The organism is Pseudomonas cannabina, assembly GCF_900100365.1.
Taxonomy (GTDB): Bacteria; Pseudomonadota; Gammaproteobacteria; order Pseudomonadales; family Pseudomonadaceae; genus Aquipseudomonas; species Aquipseudomonas cannabina.
On the sequence record NZ_FNKU01000001.1, the window covers coordinates 4000471 to 4022584 of the forward strand.

Annotated in this window: 15 protein-coding genes and 2 pseudogenes; 13 read left to right on the forward strand and 4 right to left on the reverse strand. The window is 60.3% G+C overall.

All coding sequences use genetic code 11. The annotated features are described in order from the left end of the window. Positions 1–161: 161 nt before the first annotated feature. Together BLT55_RS18925 and BLT55_RS18935 are read left to right on the forward strand one after the other, a co-directional pair. Positions 162–2339 carry a malate synthase G gene (locus tag BLT55_RS18925; protein WP_055001337.1) on the forward strand — a complete coding sequence of 726 codons (2178 nt, stop codon included), beginning with the start codon at positions 162–164 and terminating at the stop codon, positions 2337–2339. A gap of 709 nt (positions 2340–3048) precedes the next feature. Beyond that, positions 3049–6828, forward strand: a complete 3780-nt coding sequence (locus BLT55_RS18935; protein WP_055001341.1) for a hypothetical protein — start codon at positions 3049–3051, stop codon at positions 6826–6828. Between the two features lie 64 nt (positions 6829–6892). On the opposite strand, the gene BLT55_RS18940 is transcribed toward BLT55_RS18935, so the two are convergent. After that, positions 6893–7339 (reverse strand): response regulator, encoded by a 447-nt coding sequence (locus tag BLT55_RS18940; RefSeq protein ID WP_007248005.1) that lies wholly within the window; start codon positions 7337–7339, stop codon positions 6893–6895. A 232-nt stretch (positions 7340–7571) separates the two neighbouring features. Here BLT55_RS18940 and BLT55_RS18945 point away from each other — a divergent pair, with 232 nt between their 5' ends. Together BLT55_RS18945 and BLT55_RS18950 are read left to right on the forward strand one after the other, a co-directional pair. Continuing rightward, entirely contained in the window at positions 7572–9506 is a 1935-nt protein-coding gene (locus BLT55_RS18945) for a DUF294 nucleotidyltransferase-like domain-containing protein (RefSeq protein ID WP_055001340.1), read from the forward strand. Next, positions 9503–10216: a 3'-5' exonuclease gene (locus BLT55_RS18950; RefSeq protein WP_055001336.1), complete on the forward strand. Its 714-nt coding sequence runs from the start codon at positions 9503–9505 to the stop codon at positions 10214–10216. The genes BLT55_RS18945 and BLT55_RS18950 overlap by 4 nt, the downstream gene beginning before the upstream one ends. 12 nt (positions 10217–10228) lie before the next feature. Here the strand turns inward: BLT55_RS18950 and BLT55_RS18955 are convergent, their stop codons facing one another. Next, entirely contained in the window at positions 10229–10531 is a 303-nt protein-coding gene (locus BLT55_RS18955; protein ID WP_055001335.1) for a cell division protein ZapA, read from the reverse strand. Beyond that, complete coding sequence (locus tag BLT55_RS18960; RefSeq protein WP_007248008.1) at positions 10528–10761, reverse strand: hypothetical protein; 234 nt, start codon at positions 10759–10761, stop codon at positions 10528–10530. Before BLT55_RS18960 ends, BLT55_RS18955 begins: the two co-directional genes overlap by 4 nt. 441 nt (positions 10762–11202) lie before the next feature. Here BLT55_RS18960 and BLT55_RS34820 point away from each other — a divergent pair. Together BLT55_RS34820 and BLT55_RS34825 are read left to right on the forward strand one after the other, a co-directional pair. Next, positions 11203–11958, forward strand: a pseudogene (locus tag BLT55_RS34820) (MCP four helix bundle domain-containing protein); the annotation flags it as partial. Beyond that, positions 11950–12813, forward strand: coding sequence for a methyl-accepting chemotaxis protein (locus BLT55_RS34825; RefSeq protein WP_406628018.1), 864 nt, complete (start codon positions 11950–11952; stop codon positions 12811–12813). The pseudogene BLT55_RS34820 and the gene BLT55_RS34825, both read left to right, overlap by 9 nt. A 593-nt stretch (positions 12814–13406) precedes the next feature. Here BLT55_RS34825 and gbdR read toward each other — a convergent pair. After that, a complete protein-coding gene (gene gbdR, locus BLT55_RS18970) occupies positions 13407–14510 on the reverse strand; it encodes a choline metabolism transcriptional regulator GbdR (protein ID WP_055001334.1) in 1104 nt (367 codons plus the stop codon). Between the two features lie 780 nt (positions 14511–15290). Here gbdR and BLT55_RS18980 point away from each other — a divergent pair. The 7 genes and pseudogenes from BLT55_RS18980 (at position 15291) to otnC (ending at position 21995) form a co-directional block, all read left to right on the forward strand. Beyond that, entirely contained in the window at positions 15291–16238 is a 948-nt protein-coding gene (locus BLT55_RS18980; protein WP_055001333.1) for a choline ABC transporter substrate-binding protein, read from the forward strand. A gap of 67 nt (positions 16239–16305) precedes the next feature. Continuing rightward, on the forward strand, positions 16306–17151 hold the full coding sequence (choW, locus tag BLT55_RS18985) for a choline ABC transporter permease subunit (protein WP_007248013.1): 846 nt from the start codon (positions 16306–16308) through the stop codon (positions 17149–17151). Next, entirely contained in the window at positions 17148–18326 is a 1179-nt protein-coding gene (gene choV, locus BLT55_RS18990) for a choline ABC transporter ATP-binding protein (RefSeq protein ID WP_055001332.1), read from the forward strand. Before choW ends, choV begins: the two co-directional genes overlap by 4 nt. A gap of 131 nt (positions 18327–18457) precedes the next feature. Then, positions 18458–18913 (forward strand): annotated as a pseudogene (locus BLT55_RS18995) (YkgJ family cysteine cluster protein). Positions 18914–19151: 238 nt separating this feature from the next. After that, the gene (ltnD, locus tag BLT55_RS19000) at positions 19152–20057 is read left to right on the forward strand and encodes an L-threonate dehydrogenase (protein WP_055001331.1); all 906 of its coding nucleotides are present in this window, start codon (positions 19152–19154) and stop codon (positions 20055–20057) included. A gap of 10 nt (positions 20058–20067) precedes the next feature. Next, complete coding sequence (gene otnK / locus BLT55_RS19005; protein WP_055001330.1) at positions 20068–21357, forward strand: 3-oxo-tetronate kinase; 1290 nt, start codon at positions 20068–20070, stop codon at positions 21355–21357. After that, the gene (gene otnC, locus BLT55_RS19010) at positions 21357–21995 is read left to right on the forward strand and encodes a 3-oxo-tetronate 4-phosphate decarboxylase (protein ID WP_055001329.1); all 639 of its coding nucleotides are present in this window, start codon (positions 21357–21359) and stop codon (positions 21993–21995) included. Before otnK ends, otnC begins: the two co-directional genes overlap by 1 nt. Positions 21996–22114 lie beyond the last annotated feature (119 nt).

Here is a 22114-nt window from a genome sequence, read left to right on the forward strand (position 1 = left end):
CTCGTTGTCCAATTTCAGTCGTTTAATGACATATTCAGCGACGTTTTCACACGACTTAGGCTCATGTAGTATCCGTTAGCGCGTACTACATAACATCAAAACCAATAACAGAGCGCTCCCCGAGTGTGCTCGACCCTGCTGAGCAGAGTGAGGCCAGTGCAATGACTGAGTACGTTCAAGTCGGTGACCTGCAAGTCGCCAGAGTGCTGTTCGACTTCGTGCAGAACGAAGCCATCCCCGGAACCGGCGTTGATGCCGCAGCGTTCTGGGCCGGTGCGGACCAACTGATCCACGACCTTGCACCCAAGAACAAGGCACTGCTCGCCCAGCGCGATGAATTGCAGGCAAAAATCGACGCCTGGCACCAGTCGCGTGCCGGGCAGGCCCATGATGCCTCGGCCTACAAAGCCTTCCTTCAGGAGATCGGTTATCTGCTGCCAGAAGCGGCGGACTTCCAGATCAGCACGCAAAATGTCGATGAAGAAATAGCCACAATGGCCGGCCCGCAACTGGTCGTTCCGGTGATGAACGCACGCTTCGCGCTGAATGCCTCGAATGCGCGCTGGGGCTCGCTGTATGACGCGCTCTACGGCACCGATGCCATCAGCGAAGACGGCGGCGCGGAAAAGGGCAAGGGCTACAACAAGGTGCGCGGCGACAAGGTCATCGCTTTCGCCCGCGCGTTTCTTGATCAGGCCGCACCTCTGGCCGCCGGCTCGCATGCCGACTCCACGGCTTATAAGTTGATCGACGGCAAGCTGGTCATCAGCCTCAAGGGTGGCAGCAACACGGGCCTGCGCGACGACGCCCAGCTGATCGGTTTTCAGGGCGACGCCTCGGCGCCGTTCGCTGTGTTGTTCAAGCACAACGGCCTGCATTTCGAATTGCAGATCGACGCCGCAAGCCCGGTCGGCCAGACCGATCCGGCGGGCGTGAAAGACATCCTCATGGAAGCCGCGCTGACCACCATCATGGACTGCGAGGACTCCATCGCCGCGGTGGATGCCGACGATAAAGTGGTCGTCTACCGCAACTGGCTGGGCCTGATGAAGGGCGATCTGGCGGAATCGGTGTCCAAGGGCGGCGAAACCTTCACCCGCACCATGAACCCGGACCGGGTCTACACCACGCCACACGGCGGTGAAGTCACGCTGCACGGCCGGTCGCTGCTGTTCATCCGCAACGTCGGCCACCTGATGACCATCGACGCGATCCTCGACAAGCAAGGCAACGAAGTGCCGGAAGGCATTCTCGACGGTCTGCTGACCAGTCTGGCGGCGATCCACAACCTCAACGGCAATACCTCGCGCAGCAACAGCCGCAGCGGTTCGATGTACATCGTCAAGCCGAAGATGCACGGGCCGCAGGAAGCCGCGTTCACCAACGAGCTGTTCGGACGTATCGAGCAGGTGCTGGGCTTGCCGCGCAACACGCTGAAAGTCGGGATCATGGACGAGGAACGCCGCACTACGGTCAACCTCAAGGCCTGCATTCAGGCGGCCAGCGAGCGGGTGGTGTTCATCAATACCGGCTTCCTGGACCGTACCGGTGACGAAATCCATACCTCGATGGAAGCCGGCCCGGTGGTGCGCAAAGCGCAGATGAAAGCTGAAAAGTGGATCTCGGCCTACGAGAATTCCAACGTCGATATCGGCCTGCAATGCGGCCTGCAAGGTCGTGCGCAGATCGGCAAGGGCATGTGGGCCATGCCCGACCTGATGGCCGCCATGCTGGAGCAGAAAATCGCTCACCCGCTGGCCGGCGCAAACACCGCCTGGGTGCCCTCACCGACCGCCGCTGCGCTGCACGCCCTGCATTATCACAAAGTTGACGTGTTCGCCCGTCAGGCCGAACTGGCCCAGCGCGAACCGGCGTCGGTGGACGACATCCTGACCATCCCGCTTGCGCCGGACACCGACTGGACGCCGGAAGAACTCCGCAACGAACTGGACAACAACGCACAGGGCATTCTCGGCTACGTGGTGCGCTGGATCGATCAGGGCGTGGGCTGCTCGAAAGTGCCGGACATCAACGACATCGGCCTGATGGAAGACCGCGCCACATTGCGCATCTCCAGCCAGCACATGGCCAACTGGCTGCGTCATGGCGTGGTGACCGAAGCTCAGGTGCTGGAAAGCCTCAAGCGCATGGCGCCGGTGGTGGATCGCCAGAACGCCAACGATCCGCTGTATCGCCCGCTCGCGCCAGACTTCGACAACAACATCGCCTTCCAGGCAGCAGTCGAACTGGTGATCGAGGGCACTCGCCAGCCCAACGGTTACACCGAGCCGGTGTTGCATCGTCGCCGTCGTGAGTTCAAGGCCATGAACGGGCTGTAATCTCTGCAGCCGTGATACCGGAGGGGCGGCATGCTGCCTCTTCGGGATCGTCAAAAAGGCTGGAACCGAATCCATGTCCCGACCACCCAGCTCCACAGGCCCGAAAATCTCCCGCCCAGCTAACTGAGGAGGTTTCAGGCACCTGCCCCGCCTGACCGCCAAAAGGGAGCAACCCGCGAGTCAGCGCCGTAGTCCCCCGCCCACGAGCAAACACGCTTCCCCGTGCCGCCCTGGCAATTTGAATGTGCTGCCTGACGCTACGGCGTCCTGGCGAGCACTTTTCAATACGTTTTACGCACCACCGAATGCGCAGTGTCGATTACTACCACCACCTGTATTGATCTGTCGACCTTGATATCTGAGCCGATGGAGCCCGCTCATGACCTTAAGAATCAATACGCCAGTTGTTACACCTGCAATTACGTCCGCTGTACCTCTCGAAACAGAATCAACCTCTCGGTCGAAACCACCCCTCACGCCTGTAGAACCGCTTGAACCTCCTGCCGTGGCAAACCCATCAGTCCCCCGATCAACGCCCGGCGTCCAGCAGGCGCACGGGCTGAAAACGCGCATCGCCGGCAAGCTTTCCGAACGGCAGACCAACTTCAGTCTTGGTATTCCCGGCACGGGTCGCACGATCAATCGGCCCTTGCGAAGCGGGGTCCCGGAGGTTGAAGCCGGCGCAGCGAATGATCAGGCTGACGATCCGTTGCTGAAAGAGGCGCATGAACTGCAGCGCCTGGCCGAATCGGCGCTGACCAGTCTGAAGGCCGCACCGACATCGCTTTGGGAGCGCCCCGCTCCGTCAAAGGCAAGGCGTCTGACGACCAAGGTGTTTCCGTGGCTCAAGCCTGCCGCGCTGCGCGAGGTGGTCAGCACCGACAGCAAGTCCAGAGGCAAAGCCACAACCCCGCAGCCCAGCCCCGAAGTCAGCCCCGAAGCCATCGCCGCTGCCGTTGAAGAGTTGAGCACTCGACTGGATCATCAGAGCAAGGTGCTCGCCACGGCGACCCACGCGCTGGTGGCGGCGCGGGAACATCTTGATTCGCTCGAACACGCCGCCCCGCCCTCGTCGGCCGAACGACTGGACCAGGCCAGAGCCCGCGTCAGGCAAGCCGATGCGAAAACTCGTCTGGCCGGTCAGCAACTCCGGGAGCTGATCCAGGGCACGGAGGTGTTGCAACTGGGCGCACTGAGCGAGGGGCAGGATCAGGTTGAACAGCAAGCCGGGTTCTCCCGGGAATGGCTGACCGATCTGCGCACACGCATGCAGACGGTGGATGCCCGTTTCGCCAACCGGCATGCGGCTATCGCCATCGAACTGGAGCTTAAAGTGGCAGAGACCCGCGAGCTGATCTCGCTCGACCACGACATGACCGTGGCCGAGCGCGCCGCCGCGCACGCCAACGCACAACTTGCTACGCTGCGTGCCCAGCGCCGGGAAGCACCCGAAGGTTCGGCCGAAGGGGGCAGGTTGGACACACACATTGAGCAGACGCTTGCAGAGCGCTCGCAGGCCATGCAAACCCATCAGCAGCTGGCAAAAAGACTGGTGCGGGTCAGTACCGATTGTGCACGTTTGAACGACGAGATCGGCGAGCTGCACCAGCGACTTGCCATCGTCAGCGGCGAGCGCTCGGTACTCAAGACACTCGAACAGCGATTGCCTGCCCCGGAACAGACGGCCGCGCCGGTGGAAAAGCATGCCGAAGCGCGCATCGACAAAACCGCTCTCAAGAAAGTCCGCGAGCAGTACCTCGCCAGTCAGATCGGCGAAGCCAATGCTTTTGCTGCGGCCGGCGCGGAGGACATTCAACCGGCCCTGCAACGCATTGCCGATCGTCTGCAAGGCACGCCGCCGCCAACACCGCTGCCGGCCTTCGCCGTGGTCGAGATCGTGACATCAGCGCTGGCAGCGCTGACGGGTAACGACGCGACCCGCGCCAGGCGCGTGCTCGACCTGCTGAACCAGCACCCGCTGGAACATTGGCCGCAGGTTGCCGAGGACCTGGCGAAGTCGGTCAGGACCCGCAGCGCAAAAAACAACAGCGTTCAGCAGGACACCGTCAGTTTTTGCCGAAAACTGGCGACGGTGCCGCGCGGCATGGAAATCCTCCACGTGCTGTCCAGCGACGGCACTGCACCAATAACGGCCGAGCGGGCCAAACCGCTGCGGGTGTTCTGGAATTCCGATGAGGCGCAGCAAACCGAGCCCGACGGTAAGGTCAAAGCCTGGCTGCAAACCGCCAAACAGGTGGCACGTAGCAAGCTGGATGGAAACGAGAAATCGTTCGACGACATCGATCACGCCGCTTTCAACGCAGTCCGCAACGGCTATTTCAGCAACGCCCCCGGCACGCCTTACGCGCAACATGATCGGCGTCTGAAAAAAGCGACGGCGGAATGGGTGATGCGCGCAGTAGCCGCCAATACCTCACAGGAAGCACCGGCAACGACGCCGGCGAAAAGCTCGCTGGCGCGCCGTCTCGTGCCCACGCTCAACAAGACACCCTTTGCCAAATCGACACTGAATCGCGCCTACTCGGTGGGCGAAAGCATGGGCCTGCAATCGCCCAGACAGCAGGTTGATCAGGTGATTTCAGCGCGCATCAAGCAACTGGAAGACACCCTGAAAAGCTGCCGGGGCGCACCGCAACTGCAACTCGAGATCTCGGCAGCGCATGCCCTGCTCGACCATTTGAAATCGCTGGAAAAGAAAGGCACTCACCTGTCACAGACGATGCTGAAAAAACGCGATGGCCAGTCGATGCAAAGCCTGCTCAAGGCAAGGCTCCATCAACAGCGGCTGTCGCAGATGTGGGACAAGCCAGACGCGAGCGGCAAGCGTGCAGTCAACGTTCTGCACAAAGCGCAACCCATCGAATTGCCGCCGCTTTACCGCGAGCTGGCAAACAGCAAGCTGTCGGTCTACGAGGCCCTCAATCGTGTCGATGAGCACCTGCGCGAGATTTTGCCGCCTGCCCTGCAACCCGCTCAGTCGGTCGACGAGGTGCTCGAGCAAGACCTGAGCGCGGCGATAAAACTGCTGAAAAACCGGCACCTGAGTGAGAAAAGCGACATCGTGACGTTTTTCAAACCGTTCATTCTGGAAAGCCGCCTGCGCGACCGTTTGCGACTGGGTGGTGGAGGCACGCTGGGGGTCGGCCTGCCGTCCCTGCCCTACGGCCTGATATCGCCTCTGGTCTCGCCGATCTTCTCGGCAGAAAAATCGCGCAGTGACGAAGCCTTCGCGCAATTGTTCATGCCGATTCTGGGCATGGAGATGTCCTTCGGCAAAGCGCGAACCGAGGCCGCCGAGGCAACCATCGGTGTGGCGGTCGGCGGTGCGGTTGCAGAGGGCGTGGCGATACAGACCGCGCTCACAGGCCGCTTCACGGCTCAGGAAACCAGAACCAGCTCGACCCTCATGCGTTTTTTCCGCACCCGCCATAAAGACGATGAAATGCGCGGCAACATGCTCAACGCGCTGGACAGCATGGTGCGCTGGGACATCCTCGAGCCCAAACAGGGTCAGCGGTATTCCGGGCCACTGGAAGCCATCCTGGCGCGTAATCCGGAAGTTTCGATCAGCCAGATCGATGCAACGTCCAGCACCCGCAACGTGGCAGCACGTGTGGCGCTGCGGACACCGGCGGTACGCTTCAAAGACGGCTCAAGCGATGCCTCGCAGACCTTGACGCTGGAACCTTCAGTGTACGTCGACGCTGAGCGAATCAAGGAAAAGCGCACGGAAACCGGCGGATTCATCAGTGTCGTCGGCGCCAAGGGCGATACCGCGCAGCAACGTGCGGGCGTTACCGCCAACCTGAACGTCGCGCCAATTGCCAGCTCGGCCACGCCGGCCAGAAAAGGCGCTGATTATGGCGTTCAGGGTCAGGGGCTGGGCTTGCAGTTGGGAATGTCCCGTGACCTGGCCTGGGCACTGGAGAAGAACGAAATATCGCCCTTTCTGATCGGCGACAAGCAGGATGCCGATCTTGACCGGCATTACTCCACACCACGCGACATGCAAGCCGAAATCAGCGCCAACCGCGACCTGTGGTTGCTGCGCTGCATCGAGACACTGGAGCCGGACGAGACCGGCAACAAAGACACGCCGGACAATCGCCTGCGGGCGGCGATGCTGCTTGACGCTTTCGAGGCAACGATCAAGCGTCTGGGCCAGCAAAGTCATTACTGCCAGTACAACGTCAATTACTCGATGAAAGGCCGGGCGGGCGCGGAGATAGACGGGTATCGCGGCATTCAGGCGTTGGCCATGCAGCGTGGAGACTTACAGGCGGCGGAAAAGGCTCAGCACGCCATCGACGATATCCTGCTGACCAAAGAAACGTGGCGACCGCTGGTATTGATCGTTCGTGAACGAGCGCGGGATTCTACGGTTGTGGGCTGGCGCAACCTGCTGCGGTGGCAGAAGCTGTCCAATGTCGACGGTCAGCGTACCGCCGCCCAGTTTCCGCCGCCTTGAAACCGAAAACCCGGTCGTGCCAGCGTAACGGCACGACCGTCAGTCAGGCTTGCGGATCAGCTTTTCAACTCATGCCCAGCTCACGCTTGACCATCCGCACCAGTTGCTTGGTGTTGAGCGGCTTGAGCAGGAAATCCACCACGTTCAGGTGCATGGCATCGATGGCGTCGCGCACGTTGGCATCGCCAGACACAATAATGATGGGCAGCTCGGCGCGTTCCGATTCGCGAACCTTGCGGATCAAGGACAAACCATCGAACGGGGCCATGCGCAGATCGGTGATCAGCAGCCCGATGGACTGACGGGTTTGCAGCATTTCCAGTGCGATGTCGCCGCCGGGCGCGGTCATGCAGCTGATGTCGTTGAGACTCAGAATTTCAGCCAGCAGCTCGCGTGCGTCACTGTCGTCGTCAACGATCAGTACCCGTTGCGGTGTGCTGCGATCGGGCGTCAGCATCACCTCGTTGAGGGCGCTGCGTTCGTCGTCGCTCAGAATGTCGTGGTCAATCATTGCAGCCTCATCATTCCCTGAACTAATCCGACAGCAGACTTCGCTCAATCTGCGATGTATTTCGTCGGCTTCCCGGCCAGTTGCAGTTCGCCATCCCTTGCACTCGTCAAATCAGTCGTTGCGCAACAGCGGTGGTCATGTCGCTCGGCTCAGGCGTAAGACTTACGTCCAATGGGCACTGTGCTGCAAGCGGTCGACCATGGTCGCCAATAACAAGAACGCGGAACAGGCCATGAGCAAGGCAGATGCTTTTACCCAGGCAGGCAGAACGGCCGTGTTGCAGAACATACACGGCACCATGCAGTTCCTGCAAAAATTCCCGCCCTTCAATCAGATGGAAAATGCCCATCTCGCCTACCTGGTCGAACAGTGCCAGCTCAGGTTCTACGCTGCCGATGAGAGCATCATCAAGCCTGGCGATGGGCCAGTAGAACATTTTTACGTCGTCAAACAAGGCAGAGTTGCAGGCGAACGTCCGCATACTGCCAAGGGTGGCACCGAGACGACCTTCGAAATCACCACCGGCGAATGCTTCCCGCTGGCGGCATTACTCGGTGAACGAGCGACCCGAACCGAGCATCGCGCGGCCGAAGACACGTTCTGTCTGCAACTGAATAAACAGGCGTTCATCAAGCTGTTCGCGCTGTCTACCACGTTTCGCGACTTCGCCCTGCGCGGGGTCAGCAGCCTGCTGGACCAGGTCAATCATCAGGTCCGCCAACGCGCCGCCGAAACCCTCGGCACGCAGTACTCACTGAACACGCGCCTCGGTGAACTGGCCATGCGCCACCCGGTGATGTGCAGCCCTGAAACGCCGATGCGGGAAGCCGTGAAGCTGATGCACGAGCAGCAGGTGGGCAGCATTGTGATCGTCGATGAGCAGCAGTCGCCACTGGGTATTTTCACCCTGCGCGACCTGCGTGAAGCGGTTGCCGATGTGCATGCCGACTTCAGCGCCCCCGTCAGGCACACCATGAGTCTGGCCCCCTTTCACCTGAGCCCGGATGCCAGTGCCTTCGACGCCGCCGTCGCCATGACCGGGCGACATATTGCGCATGTCTGCCTGGTCAGAGACGGGCGACTGTGTGGCGTGGTGTCGGAGCGCGATCTGTTTTCGTTGCAGCGGGTCGATCTGGTGCACCTGGCGCGCACCATCCGCACGGCGCCGCGCATTGAAACGCTCAGCGGCCTGCGGGGCGACATCATTCAGCTGGTCGATCGGATGCTGGCGCACGGCGCCTCTTCGACGCAGATCACTCAGATCATCACCTTGCTCAACGATCACACGGTGTGCCGGGTGATCGAGCTGACGCTTGAAGAAACCGGCGATCCCGGCGTGCCGTTCAGTTGGCTGTGTTTCGGCAGCGAAGGGCGACGTGAACAGACGCTGCACACCGATCAGGACAACGGCATTCTTTTCGAAACCAGCGATGCGACGCAGACGGAGCAGATTCGCCGGCAGCTGCTGCCGATTGCCGAGCGCATCAACCAGAGCCTGGCGCAATGCGGCTTCACGCTGTGCAAAGGCAATATCATGGCCGGCAACCCGGAGCTGTGTCTGTCGCGTGCGGAATGGGCGAGGCGCTTTGCTGCTTTTGTTCGCGAGGCGACACCGGAAAACCTGCTGGCGTCGAGCATTTATTTCGATCTGCGTGTGGTCTGGGGTGATGAAAGCGGCTGCGAGCAACTGCGCCGTGGCGTGCTTGAGCAGGTCGCAGATAACCGACTGTTTCAGCGCCTGATGGCTGAAAACGCGCTGCGTCAGCGCCCCCCGGTGGGCCGCTTCAAGGATTTCGTGCTGGCCCGAAAAGGCAGCGAGAAGGACACACTGGACCTCAAGACCGAAGGCCTCACGCCCTTTGTCGATGGTGCACGCCTGCTGGCGCTGGCCAACGGGATCGGGGCCAACAATACGCAGGAACGCCTGCGACAACTGGTCGAGCGCGAAGTCATCGACCCGCTGGATGGCGCGGCTTACGAGGAGGCTTATCACTTCATCCAGCAAACCCGCATGCAGCAGCATCAACTGCAAAGCCGCCAGAACCTCGCTTATTCCAACCGCATCGACCCGGACACGCTCAACCATCTGGACCGGCGCATCCTGCGCGAGTCGTTCCGTCAGGCGCAGCGGCTGCAAACCAGCCTGGCCCTGCGTTATCAGCTATGAATCTGTTCGAATGGCTCAGGCCGCGTCGCAAGTCAGCGCCACTGCACGCTCATCAACTGCAACGGCTTGAACAACTGCCCGTTTGCGCGCGGCTCAGTGACAAGCCGTTGCGCCAACAACGCTGGGTGGTGCTGGACCTGGAAACCAGCGGTTTGAACATGAACCGCGATCAGGTGCTGTCCATCGGGGCGGTCGTCATCGAGGACGGGGCCATCGATCTGGGTCAGCAGTTCGAACGCACCCTGTTGCGCGTCGACCATAAAGTCAGCCCGGCGGTGTTGATTCATGGCCTGGCGCCCAGCACGATTGCGGCAGGCAGCGAGCCAGCCCAGGCATTGCTGGACTTCATGGAGTTTGTCGGCGACAGTCCGATTCTGGGTTTTCATGCGCCGTTCGATCAGCACATGCTAGCGCGGGCGCTCAAGGAAAGCCTGGACTATCGCCTGCAGCACCCGTTTTTCGACGCCGCCGAAATCGCCCCGATGCTGTTCGAGCAGGCCAACCTGCGGCATGCCGGGCTCGACGACTGGACCCGCTATTTCGGCCTGCACGCCGAAGAACGCCACAACGCCAGCGCCGATGCCTTGGTCACCGCCGAGTTGGCGCTGATCCTCTTCAGCCACGCCCGCCGCCAACAAATCGACAGCCCGCTGTTACTGGAAGAAAAGCTCGGCCAATGGCGCAGACGCAAACAGTCGCATTCGTTCTGAGGTGCCCAGCACTCAACCCTGAGAAATAGTCTTGGCGATCACATCAACCGTTGCGTCGACCTTCTCCCGATAACGCTTCAGCTCGACCTTGTGCAACTGCTCGAGCTCGATCTGTTGCGAACACAGGTTCAGGGCGGCGAGAACCAGCAAACGGTCACCGATCAAGGTCGGGTATTTGCGCTTGGTGTCGGCCAGCGACGCACTGAGCATCGCGGCCGCCTTCATGAGCGTCAGGTCTTCGCCAGCCGGGGCCTTGACCGAATACTCATTGCCCAGAATCGAAAGAACGGTTACACCGCTGCCGTCGACGTTCATGCGCTGACAGCACTTGCGCTGGTCGCGCGATCAACCAGCGCCTGAATGCGGGCGGCAGTGCTGCCCTGCTTCTCTTCCTGTTCCATCAGGCTCAGTTGCAAGTTCTCGTTCTCGTCCTTGGCTTTTGCCAGCTCGGCGTTGAGCTGCGCATTTGTCTCTTGAAGCGCCTGATTCTGCTGCACCAGGTCACCGACAAGTTGTTCCAATTGGCTAAGGGAGGCTTCCAACATTTTGATTTCTCGAGCAAATTTCAACGGGCGCACACGATAAAGAAAAGTCACTGCGCATGCCAGCGCCTGGCCATTAATACTGACCTGCCACGGCATGGACACGTCGATAACGCAACGCATAGGGGGCTTGTGACTGCGTAATCGGATTCCGGTTCCTGCTGTTCGTCAGCCCATCACCACGTGCGACAAATCCGCACACTGGCTGGGCCAGTTGCCATCAGCGGACTACACCCCTCCTCAGTGTTTTCAAGGGGTTGCGCAGGCTGCGGGTGATTTCCAGCAAAAACGTCAACCATCTGCGGTGATCATTACGTGCCTGTTCGCTCAAGACTTTAGTCGTATGACCGATAGGCAGCCACTAACTACTTTTTCACGTCTGTTCATAGCCCCGCCGCATGGAACGCGCACCTCACTCTGGAAGCTTCTATGTCCCTTCGAAATATGAACATTGCACCCCGAGCGTTCCTGGGGTTCGCCTTGATTGGCTCACTCATGCTGATCCTCGGTGTTTTCGCCCTGTCGCAGATGAGCAAGATCCGCGGTGCCACTGAAATACTGGCCGACAACAACGTGCCCAGCATCAAAAGCCTCGACCGCTTTGCGGAAGTCAGTATTCGCTTGCGTGTGCTGTCTTACCGCTTGCTGGTCAACCGCGATCCAGCCACCCAACAGAAGACCATCGACCTGCTGGCCATGCGCAACAAGCAGATCACTGACGCCCAGGCGATCTATGAAAAGCTGATCGCCGATGCCAATGAGCGCGCCCTATATGATCAGTACGTGCAGCTGCTAGGGCAGTACCGTCAGCTTGAAGAGCGCATGAAGACCCTCACCCGCGCCGACAAGATCAGCGAACTTCAGGCGTTGCTCAATAACGAGATGGTCAATAACTCCGACCAGATGAACGTTGTGCTCGGCAAGCTGGTGGAAATCAATACGGCTCAGTTGAACCAGGTCAAGAAGGACGCCTCCCGCGAGTACGACTCGGCGTTCAATATGGTGATCGGGCTGCTGATCGCCGCCACACTGCTGACCATCGTGTTTGCCTGGATGCTGATCAAGAGCATCACCACACCCATTGCCACCGCGCTGCATGCCGCAGAAACCATCGCGCAAGGCAACCTGACCCAGCCGATCCGGATCGATGGTACCGACGAAGCCGGTCGTCTGCTGCTGGCCATGAAAACTATGCAGGACAAACTGCGTGACACGCTTCAGGGCATTTCCGGCTCTGCTACCCAGCTGGCTTCAGCGGCCGAAGAGCTGAATGCGGTGACCGACGAAAGCGCCCGCGGGCTATTGCAGCAGAACAACGAAATCGAGCAGGCCGCCACCGCCGTCAACGAGATGACCAGTGCGGTGGAAGAAGTGGCCCGCAACGCCATCAGCACCTCGCAAGCGTCACGCAATGCCGCGACCTCGGCTGCCGACGGTCGTGATCTGGTTCAGGAAACGGTTGGCGCTATCGAGCGGATGAGCGGCGATGTGAAAGAAACCGCTGAATTGATCATCAATCTGGCCACTGAATCCCGCGACATCGGCAAGGTGCTGGATGTGATTCGCGGTCTGGCGGACCAGACCAACCTGCTGGCACTCAACGCCGCCATCGAAGCGGCACGCGCCGGTGAAGCGGGTCGGGGTTTCGCGGTAGTGGCTGACGAAGTCCGGGCGCTGGCACATCGCACCCAGCAGTCGACCAGCGAAATCGAGCGCATGATCGGCAGCATTCAAGGGGGTACGGAGCAGGCCGTTGGTTCGATGCGCAACAGCACCGAACGTGCCGAATCGACCCTGAATATCGCCAAGGGCGCAGGCATGGCGCTGAACACCATCAACCTGGCGGTCGAAGAAATCAACGAACGCAACATGGTCATCGCCAGCGCCGCCGAAGAACAGGCCCAGGTCGCACGCGAAGTGGACCGCAACCTGGTGAACATCCGCGACCTGTCGGCCCAGTCCACCACTGGCGCCAACCAGACCAGCGCCGCCAGCAGCGAACTGTCCCGCTTGGCCGTGGACCTTAACAGCATGGTGGCGCGCTTCGCGCTTTGAGGGTCAATTATTTAAAGGTCAACTGTCGTGCCGATGCTCTGCGGCGGCATGTCGTTCTGGACGCTCTGCGTCCGGTCTTGACTCTGAAATGCATCGTTTGAGCGATCGTCTTCGCGGACAAGTCCGCTCCCACTGGAGAGGGGGAAACGATCACTCGACTGCGACGCTCTGCGTCGGCATGTCGTTCTGGACGCTCTGCGTCCGGTCTTGACTCTGAAATGCATCGTTTGAGCGACCGTCTTCGCGGACAAGTCCGCTCCCACTGGAGAGGGGGAAACGATCACTCAACTATCGTGCGACGCTCCGCGTCGGCATGCCGTTCTGGACGCTCCGCGTCCGGTCTTGACTCTGAAATGCATCGTTTGAGCGACCGTCTTCGCGGACAAGTCCGCTCCCACTGGAGAGGGAGAACGATCACTCAACTATCGTGCGACGCTCCGCGTCGCATGCCGTTCTGGACGCTCTGCGTCCGGTATTGACTCTGAAATGCATCGTTTGAGCGACCGTCTTCGCGGACAAGTCCGCTCCCACTGGAGAGGAAGAACGATCACTCAACTATCGTGCGACGCTCTGCGTCACCCTGCTCAGTCAAACTAAAGCCGCACACTCGCAAACGTCGATTCATTCCGCGCCTGGCTCAACGCCGACAGCGGTCCCGACAACGGCGCGAGCACCAGCGCTTGTGGAATGGGCAGCATGGCGACCTGTTGCGCGGTGTTGGAGCCTACGCGTTCGTCGCGCGGCGGAATGCCGAAGTATTCGCGGTAGCATTTGGAAAAGTGCGGTGTCGATACAAAGCCGCACACTGACGCCACTTCGATGATAGACATCGGCGTCTGCTTGAGCAGTTGCCGGGCGCGAATCAGGCGCAGCTTCAGGTAGTAGCGCGACGGCGAGCAGTGCAGGTATTTCTGGAACAAACGCTCCAGTTGCCTGCGCGACACGGCGACATACACCGCCAGTTCGTCGAGGTCGATCGGCTCTTCGAGGTTGGCCTCCATCAGCGCCACAATCTCTTGCAGCTTTGGCTGATTGGTGCCCAGCATGTGCTTGAGTGGCACGCGTTGATGATCCTGCTCGTTGCGAATGCGCTCATAGACGAACATCTCGGAAATTGCCGCCGACAGTTCACGGCCATGATCGCGGCTGATCAGGTGCAGCATCATGTCCAGCGGCGCAGTGCCGCCGGAGCTGGTGAAACGGTTGCGGTCGAGCGTGAACAAACGCGTACTCATCGCCACACGCGGGAAGGCTTCCTGCATCGATGCCAGACATTCCCAATGCACGCTGCAATCGAAACCATCCAGCAATCCGGCACACGCCAGCGCCCAACTGCCGGTGCACACCGCACCGAGACGTCGTGACTGGCGCGCCTGGCTTTGCAGCCAACTGACGTGTTCGCGGGTCACGGTGCGCTGGATGCCGACGCCACCGCAGACAATCACAGTGTCCAGCGCCGGGGCTTTCTGCATGGCCGCGTCCGGTGTGATCTGCAAGCCATCGCTGGCCCAGACCTGACCGCCGTCCACGCTCAGTGTGGTCCAGCGATACAGCTCGCGTCCCGACAACTGATTGGCCATACGAAGAGGTTCTACCGCCGATGCGAGGGAGATCAGGGTGAAGTTATCCAGCAGCAGAAAGCCGATGGATTGTGGCGCGCGGTTCTGGGGTAGAACCCCTGGATTGAACGATGTCATCACACTATCTCCTCACACGTGGCATAGGTTGGCCCTAGGTCGGGCTCTTGTTATAGCCCTTTCCTTTGCAGGGCTTTGTGATGACATCGCAAATCTCATGCCGGAAATTGATCGGGTATTCAATAACACCTGAAAACGACGTCGCGATGCGTCTATCCGGCAGCGACCCGGGTACCTGTTTGCGACGCCAGGGCCCGCTGTCTGTGGCAACCGATGAGCAATTCGGTAGCACTCCAGGGAAACGCTCGAGCGCCAGCCGCATGCAGAGTGCTACTCAAGGCACACCCTGAAAAACCCGGCGGCGGGCAACTTTTCGCGCTAAAAGGTGGCGGCCGGGAAAGTGCGTGTTCGAAAAGCGCGCAGCGTCCGAATGTGCCGTCCGGGATGGCGCCTCGCCAGCGAATACGGCCTGCAAAGTGAACTTGTCGGCGTTACCCCCCTCCAAAGGTCCGCGTTCGCGCAGGCAACGACCTGCCAACCGACGCTGCCAACACGCGCAGCGACTGCGTAACGTACTGGCCGTTTTTCAGCTGCTCCAACGCTGCAACGGGGCGCTTGTACGATGCAACCAATCTGTAAGCGACCTTGCGCACACTGGATACGACGCCGCCTGCACTGGATACGACGCCCCCAGTAGGCGTTTCACTGTCCCTGTTAGATGATCGGCTCCGACTCGATCGCCCGGCGCAGTGATGGAGCTTCGTGAAAGGCCCCGCCACCCATAAGCCGCGTCAGCGTTCACCTGCTGATGACTAGAAGAAACTCACAGGAGTCCACCCCATGAAAGGTTCCAAATCGTTGCTGTTGGCCGCCACGCTCTGTATGCCGGTGCTCGCCCAGGCAGCCGAGCCAGAGGCCTGCCATACGGTCAACTTCTCCGACGTCGGCTGGACTGACATTACCGTGACCACCGCAGTCACCAGCGCCGTACTGGAATCGCTGGGCTACAAGACCAAGACCACCATGATTTCCGTACCGGTGACCTACAAGTCGCTGGCCGACGGCAAGAACATGGACGTCTTCCTCGGCAACTGGATGCCGACCATGGAAAACGACATCAAGCCTTATCGCGAAGCCGGCACGGTGGAAACCGTGCGCGCCAATCTGGAGAACGCCAAATACACCCTGGCCGTTCCAGAAGCGCTCTACAACAAAGGCCTGCATGACTTCGCCGACATCGCCAAATTCAAGAAAGAGCTGGGCGGCAAGATTTACGGCATCGAACCTGGCAACGACGGCAACCGCCTGATCCAGAGCATGATCGACAAGAACGCTTTCGGCCTGAAAGATGCAGGCTTCAAAGTCGTGGAATCCAGCGAAGCAGCGATGCTGTCGCAGGTCGACCGCGCCGTGAAACGCAACAACGACGTAGTGTTCTTGGGCTGGGAACCGCACCCGATGAACACCCGCTTCAAGATGAAATATCTTACCGGCGGTGATGACTTCTTCGGCCCCAACTATGGCCAGGCGACTATCTACACCAATACCCGCAAAGGCTACAGTCAGGAATGCAGCAACGTAGGCCAGTTGCTCAAGAACCTGTCTTTCACCCTCGACATGGAAAGCACCCTGATGGGCAACGTGCTGGACGACAAGATCAAGCCTGATGCCGCTGCAAAGGCGTGGATCAAGAAAAACCCGCAAGTGCTCGACACCTGGCTCGCAGGCGTGACCACCGTGGATGGCAAACCAGGCCTGGAGGCAGCCAAGGCCAAGTTGACCCAGTAAGCCGACAGCAGGCGGGCCTGCCCCGCCTGCTGCCCTCTTCACCTTCCGCAAGCGGACACCCGATACCATGCTGACTGATCAAAAAATCCCTCTGGGCGAGTACATCGCCGCATTCGTCGACTGGTTGACGGCCAACGGCGCCGACTACTTCGATGCGATAGCCTCGACACTGGAAATGATGATCCACGGGTTCACCTTTGCGCTGACCTGGTTCAACCCGTTGGTATTGATCGGCCTGATTGCCGCACTCGCGCACTTCATTCAGCGCAAGTGGGGCCTGACGGTTTTCGTCATCCTTTCATTTCTGCTTATTCTCAACCTGCATTACTGGCAGGAAACCATGGAAACCTTGGCGCAGGTGCTCTTCGCCACCCTGGTCTGCGTCGTCATCGGCGTGCCACTGGGCATCATTGCCGCACACAAACCGATGTTCTACACCATCATCCGGCCGATACTGGACCTGATGCAGACCGTGCCCACCTTCGTCTATCTGATTCCGACCCTCACCCTGTTCGGCCTCGGCGTGGTGCCCGGCCTGATCTCGACAGTGGTCTTCGCCATTGCCGCACCGATACGCCTGACGTATCTGGGCATTCGCGATGTGCCTCAAGAGCTGCTGGACGCCGGCAAGGCCTTTGGCTCGTCGCGCCGCCAGTTGCTGACCCGCATCGAACTGCCCTACGCCATGCCCAGCATCGCGGCCGGCATTACCCAGTGCATCATGCTGTCGTTGTCGATGGTAGTGATCGCGGCACTGGTCGGTGCGGACGGCCTCGGTAAACCGGTCGTCAATGCCCTGAACACCGCCGACATCGCCCTCGGTTTCGAAGCAGGTCTGGCAATCGTATTGCTGGCAATCATGCTCGACCGCATCTGCAAACAACCCGAAGCCAAGAAAGGGTCTGACGCATGAGCATCATCAAATTCGACAAGGTAGACGTCATCTTCTCCAAGGACCCGCGTGAAGCCCTCAAGCTGCTGGACGAAGGCCTTACGCGTGACCAGATTCTCAAGAAAACCGGCCAGATCGTCGGCGTCGAGAGCGCCAGTCTGGACATCGAAAAAGGCGAAATCTGCGTATTGATGGGCCTCTCGGGCTCGGGTAAATCCAGCCTGCTGCGCTGCATCAACGGCCTCAACACGGTAAGCCGTGGGTCATTGTTCGTTGAACATGAAGGCTCGCAGATCAATATCGCCAATTGCAGCGCCGCCGAGCTGAAAATGATGCGCACCAAGCGCATCGCGATGGTGTTCCAGAAGTTCGCTCTGATGCCCTGGCTGACGGTGCGCGAAAACATCAGCTTCGGCCTGGAGATGCAGGGTCGACCGGAAAAGGAACGGCGCAAGCTGGTGGATGAAAAACTCGAACTGGTCGGCCTCACCCAGTGGCGCAACAAGAAGCCCGACGAGCTTTCCGGTGGCATGCAGCAGCGCGTAGGCCTGGCCCGTGCGCTGGCGATGGACGCTGACATCCTGCTGATGGACGAACCGTTCTCGGCACTCGACCCGTTGATCCGCCAGGGTTTGCAGGACGAACTGCTCGCCCTGCAAACCAAGCTGAGCAAAACCATCGTGTTCGTCAGCCACGACCTGGATGAGGCACTGAAACTCGGCAGCCGCATCGCGATCATGAAAGACGGCCGCATCGTTCAGTACAGCGTGCCGGAACAGATCGTCCTCAACCCGGCCGACGAGTATGTGCGGACCTTCGTGGCGCACACCAATCCGTTGAACGTGCTCTGTGGTCGCAGCCTGATGCGTCCCGTCGATGACTGCACCAAGGTCAACGGCTCGGTGTGCCTGGACCCGAGCGGCGACTCTTGGCTCGATCTGGCGGAAGGCAACGTAATCAAAGGCGCACGCCAGGGCACCGGCGCGCTCGACCTGCAAAACTGGACCCCCGGCCAGGACGTCAACAGCCTCGACCGCCGCCCGACAGTGGTGCACTCCAACATCGGCATGCGCGACGCCTTGCAGATCCGCTACCAGACCGGCAACAAACTGGTGTTGCAGGACGGTAACCAGGTGGTCGGTATTCTGGGCGATACCGAGCTGTACCACGCACTGCTGGGTAAAAATCATGGCTGAGTGAAGCAAGCCTCGAGCTGCAAGCTGTAAGCCTCAAGCTGCAAGCTTGCCGCTCGTAGCTAACAGCTTGTAGCTTGCCCCTGTCCCCTTTATCATCGCGCGCCCTGTTACACCCGGAACCCGGACCTGAAATGAAATCCACCTTGATCGCCGCCGCAGAACTCGATCGCATCGACACCTAGGCCAAGTACTCCAGCCACATGTGCGGTGGCTGCGTGTCCAGTTGCTGCACGTTGCCGGTCGAAGTGAAGATCAAGGACCTGATCCGCATCGGCATCGTCGATGAGTTCGAACGTGGCGATCCGGCGAAGAACATCGCCAAGCGTCTGCAAAAGGAAGGCATCGTCGAGCGCTACAACCAGAAGTCGGAAATCTTTACCTTGCAGCGCATGAGTAACAACGACTGCCTGTACCTGGACCGCAAGAGCCGTCTGTGCACGATCTATGACAAGCGCCCGGACACCTGCCGCAACCACCCGAAGATTGGCCCGCGCCCCGGTTATTGCGCGTACAAACCCAAAGATGTCGTGCGCCAGGAAAGCGGTTCGCTGAAAAACGCCACCAGCGCGCCAGTGCCGAAATTCTGAGAATTTACGGCTGACGCCACGCGTCGACAATCGAACGATTTCAATCAAGCCCCGACCAGGGGCTTTTTTGTGGGCGATGGGAAAGGGCAAGCAGAAATACTCAGAGTGTTAAATTTTGTTAGAAATAAAAATACTTCACATTATTTACCTATTGATTCACTATCGGATTCACAGATCAGAACAATAACGACCGAGCGCTGGCATCACGGTCATCGACACAGACTTTGAGGATTACTGCATGAACACTAAAAATGTTGGCGTTATCGGCCTGGGTGCGATGGGCCTGGGTATTGCCCGCTCGTTGCTGCGTAGCGGCTTCAACGTGCACGCCTGCGATGTGCGCAGCAGCGTGACCGAAGCGTTCGCCCAGGAAGGCGGTGTTGCCTGTGAGTCCCCGGCCGGCATGGCGGCTGCCTGCGACGTGATCATTACCGTCGTGGTCAATGCCGAGCAGACCGAGACCGTCTTGTTCGGTGAAAACGGCGCGGTCGCGGCCCTGCGTCCCGGCAGTCTGGTGATCGGCTGCGCCACCGTCGCGCCAACCTTCGCGGTTGAACTGGGCGAGCGTCTGGCCGCGCAGCACCTGCTGTACCTCGACGCCCCGATCTCCGGCGGCGCAGCCAAGGCCGCTGCTGGCCAGATGACCATGATGACTTCCGGCCCGGCCGAGTCCTACGCCAAGGCAGAAGCCATTCTCAACGGCATGGCCGGCAAGGTTTACCGCCTGGGCGACGTCCACGGTCTGGGTTCGAAAGTCAAAATCATCAATCAGTTGCTGGCGGGCGTGCACATTGCGGCCAGTGCCGAAGCCATGGCGCTTGGCCTGCGTGAAGGCGTGGATGCCGACGCGCTGTACGAGGTGATCACCAACAGTGCCGGTAACTCGTGGATGTTCGAAAACCGCGTGCCGCACATCCTCAATGCCGATTACACGCCGCTGTCGGCGGTGGACATCTTCGTCAAGGACCTCGGCCTGGTGCTGGATACCGCGCGCAGCAGCAAATTTCCGCTACCGCTGTCGGCCACTGCGCACCAGATGTTCATGCAGGCTTCCAGCGCCGGTTTTGGACGGGAAGATGACTCGGCGGTGATCAAGATTTTCCCGGGCATCGAATTGCCTAAAGCCAAACCAGAAAAAGCCTGAGGAGCGAATGATGAGCCTGAACAACGCTCGCCCGCTGCTGGGCTGCATTGCCGACGATTTCACCGGCGCGACCGATCTCGCCAACATGCTGGTACGGGGCGGTATGCGCACCGTGCAGAGCATTGGCATTCCCGACGCCGGGATGGCGGCTGATCTGGATGCCGATGCCATTGTCATCGCCCTGAAATCCCGCACCACGCCAAGCGCTGATGCAGTGGCCGAATCCCTCGCTGCGCTGGAGTGGCTGCGCGAACGCGGTTGCGAGCAGATCTTCTTCAAATACTGCTCGACCTTCGATTCGACCGCCGCTGGCAACATCGGTCAGGTCAGCGAAGCACTGCTTGAGCAACTGGGCAGCAACTTCACCCTGGCCTGCCCGGCGTTCCCGGAGAACGGCCGCACGATTTTTCGGGGTCACCTGTTCGTGCGGGACCAGTTGCTCAATGAATCGGGCATGCAGAACCACCCGCTGACGCCGATGACCGATGCCAATCTGGTCCGTGTGCTGCAAGCGCAAACCCGTGGCAAGGTCGGCCTGTTGCGCTACGACACGGTCGCCAAAGGCGTCGACAGCGTGCGCGACAAAATCGCCGAACTGCGTGCCGAAGGCGTGAGCATGGCGATTGCCGATGCGCTGTCGGATGCCGACCTTTATACACTGGGCGAAGCCTGTGCCGATTTGCCACTGTTGACCGGTGGATCGGGGCTGGCACTGGGCCTGCCAGGCAACTTCCGCAAGGCCGGCAAGCTGCGCGACATCGACGCGGCCAAACAGATCGCCATCGTCGGTGGCGAAGTGGTGCTGGCCGGCAGCGCATCGGTCGCCACCAATGGTCAGGTCGCTGCCTGGCTGGAAGCCAATCGCCCTGCCCTGCGCATCAATCCGCTGGATCTGGCCGCTGGCAAACCGGTAGTGGAGCAGGCGTTGGCCTTTGCCAGAGACGCCGGTCAGACCGTGCTGATCTATGCGACCAGCACGCCAGACGAAGTCAAAGCCGTGCAGCAAGAGCTGGGCGTCGAACGCTCCGGTGCCGTGGTTGAAGCCGCGCTGGGCGAAATCGCCATAGGGCTGCTGGACACTGGCGTGCGTCGTTTCGTGGTCGCCGGGGGTGAAACGTCTGGCGCGGTGGTTCAGACGTTAGGCGTGCAATTGCTGCAGATCGGCGCACAGATCGATCCCGGCGTTCCGGCCACGTTCAGCAGCGGCGTGCAACCGCTGGCACTGGCGCTGAAATCCGGCAACTTCGGCGCACGCGACTTCTTCGCCAAAGCGCTCAAGCAACTGGCGGGAGCAGCGTGATGATCGATGAAAACGCTCTGCGTCAGGAAATCTGCGACGTCGGCAGGCTGTTGTATGGCCGTGGCTACACGGTCGGCAGCGCCGGCAACATCAGCGCGCGTCTCGACGACGGCTGGCTGATCACGCCGACCGACGCCTGCCTGGGCCGCATGGACCCGGCGGACATCGCCAAGGTCAATCTGGCCGGCGAATGGGTCTCGGGCAGCAAACCCTCCAAAACCCTGGCGCTGCACCGCGAAGTCTACGACCGCAACCCGCAGGTCGGCGGCGTGGTGCACACCCACTCGACCCATCTGGTGGCCCTGACCCTCGCGGGCGTCTGGTGTGAAGATGACATTCTGCCGCCGCTGACGCCGTATCAAGTCATGAAGGTCGGACACATCCCGCTGATCGCTTACGAGCGGCCCGGCTCACCGAAAGTTGCCGAGCGCGTGGCCGAGCTGGCCAATAGCGTGCGCGGCGTGATGCTCGAACGGCTTGGCCCGGTGGTCTGGGAAAGCTCGGTGGCCAAGGCCTGCTACGCCCTCGAAGAGCTGGAAGAAACCGCTCGTTTATGGCTGATGACCGACCCCAAACCCGAGCCGCTCGACCCGGTGGCGCTTGAAGAACTGCGTCAGGTGTTCGGCGCGAAATGGTAGTGAGCCCACAGTGATCGTGAGGCGCGCTGCGCTTCACGGCCGAAAAACAATAACAACAGGAATCGAGAGCATGACTTACATCTATCCCGCTGTTTCGTCGTCCTTCCCCACCAACTCAG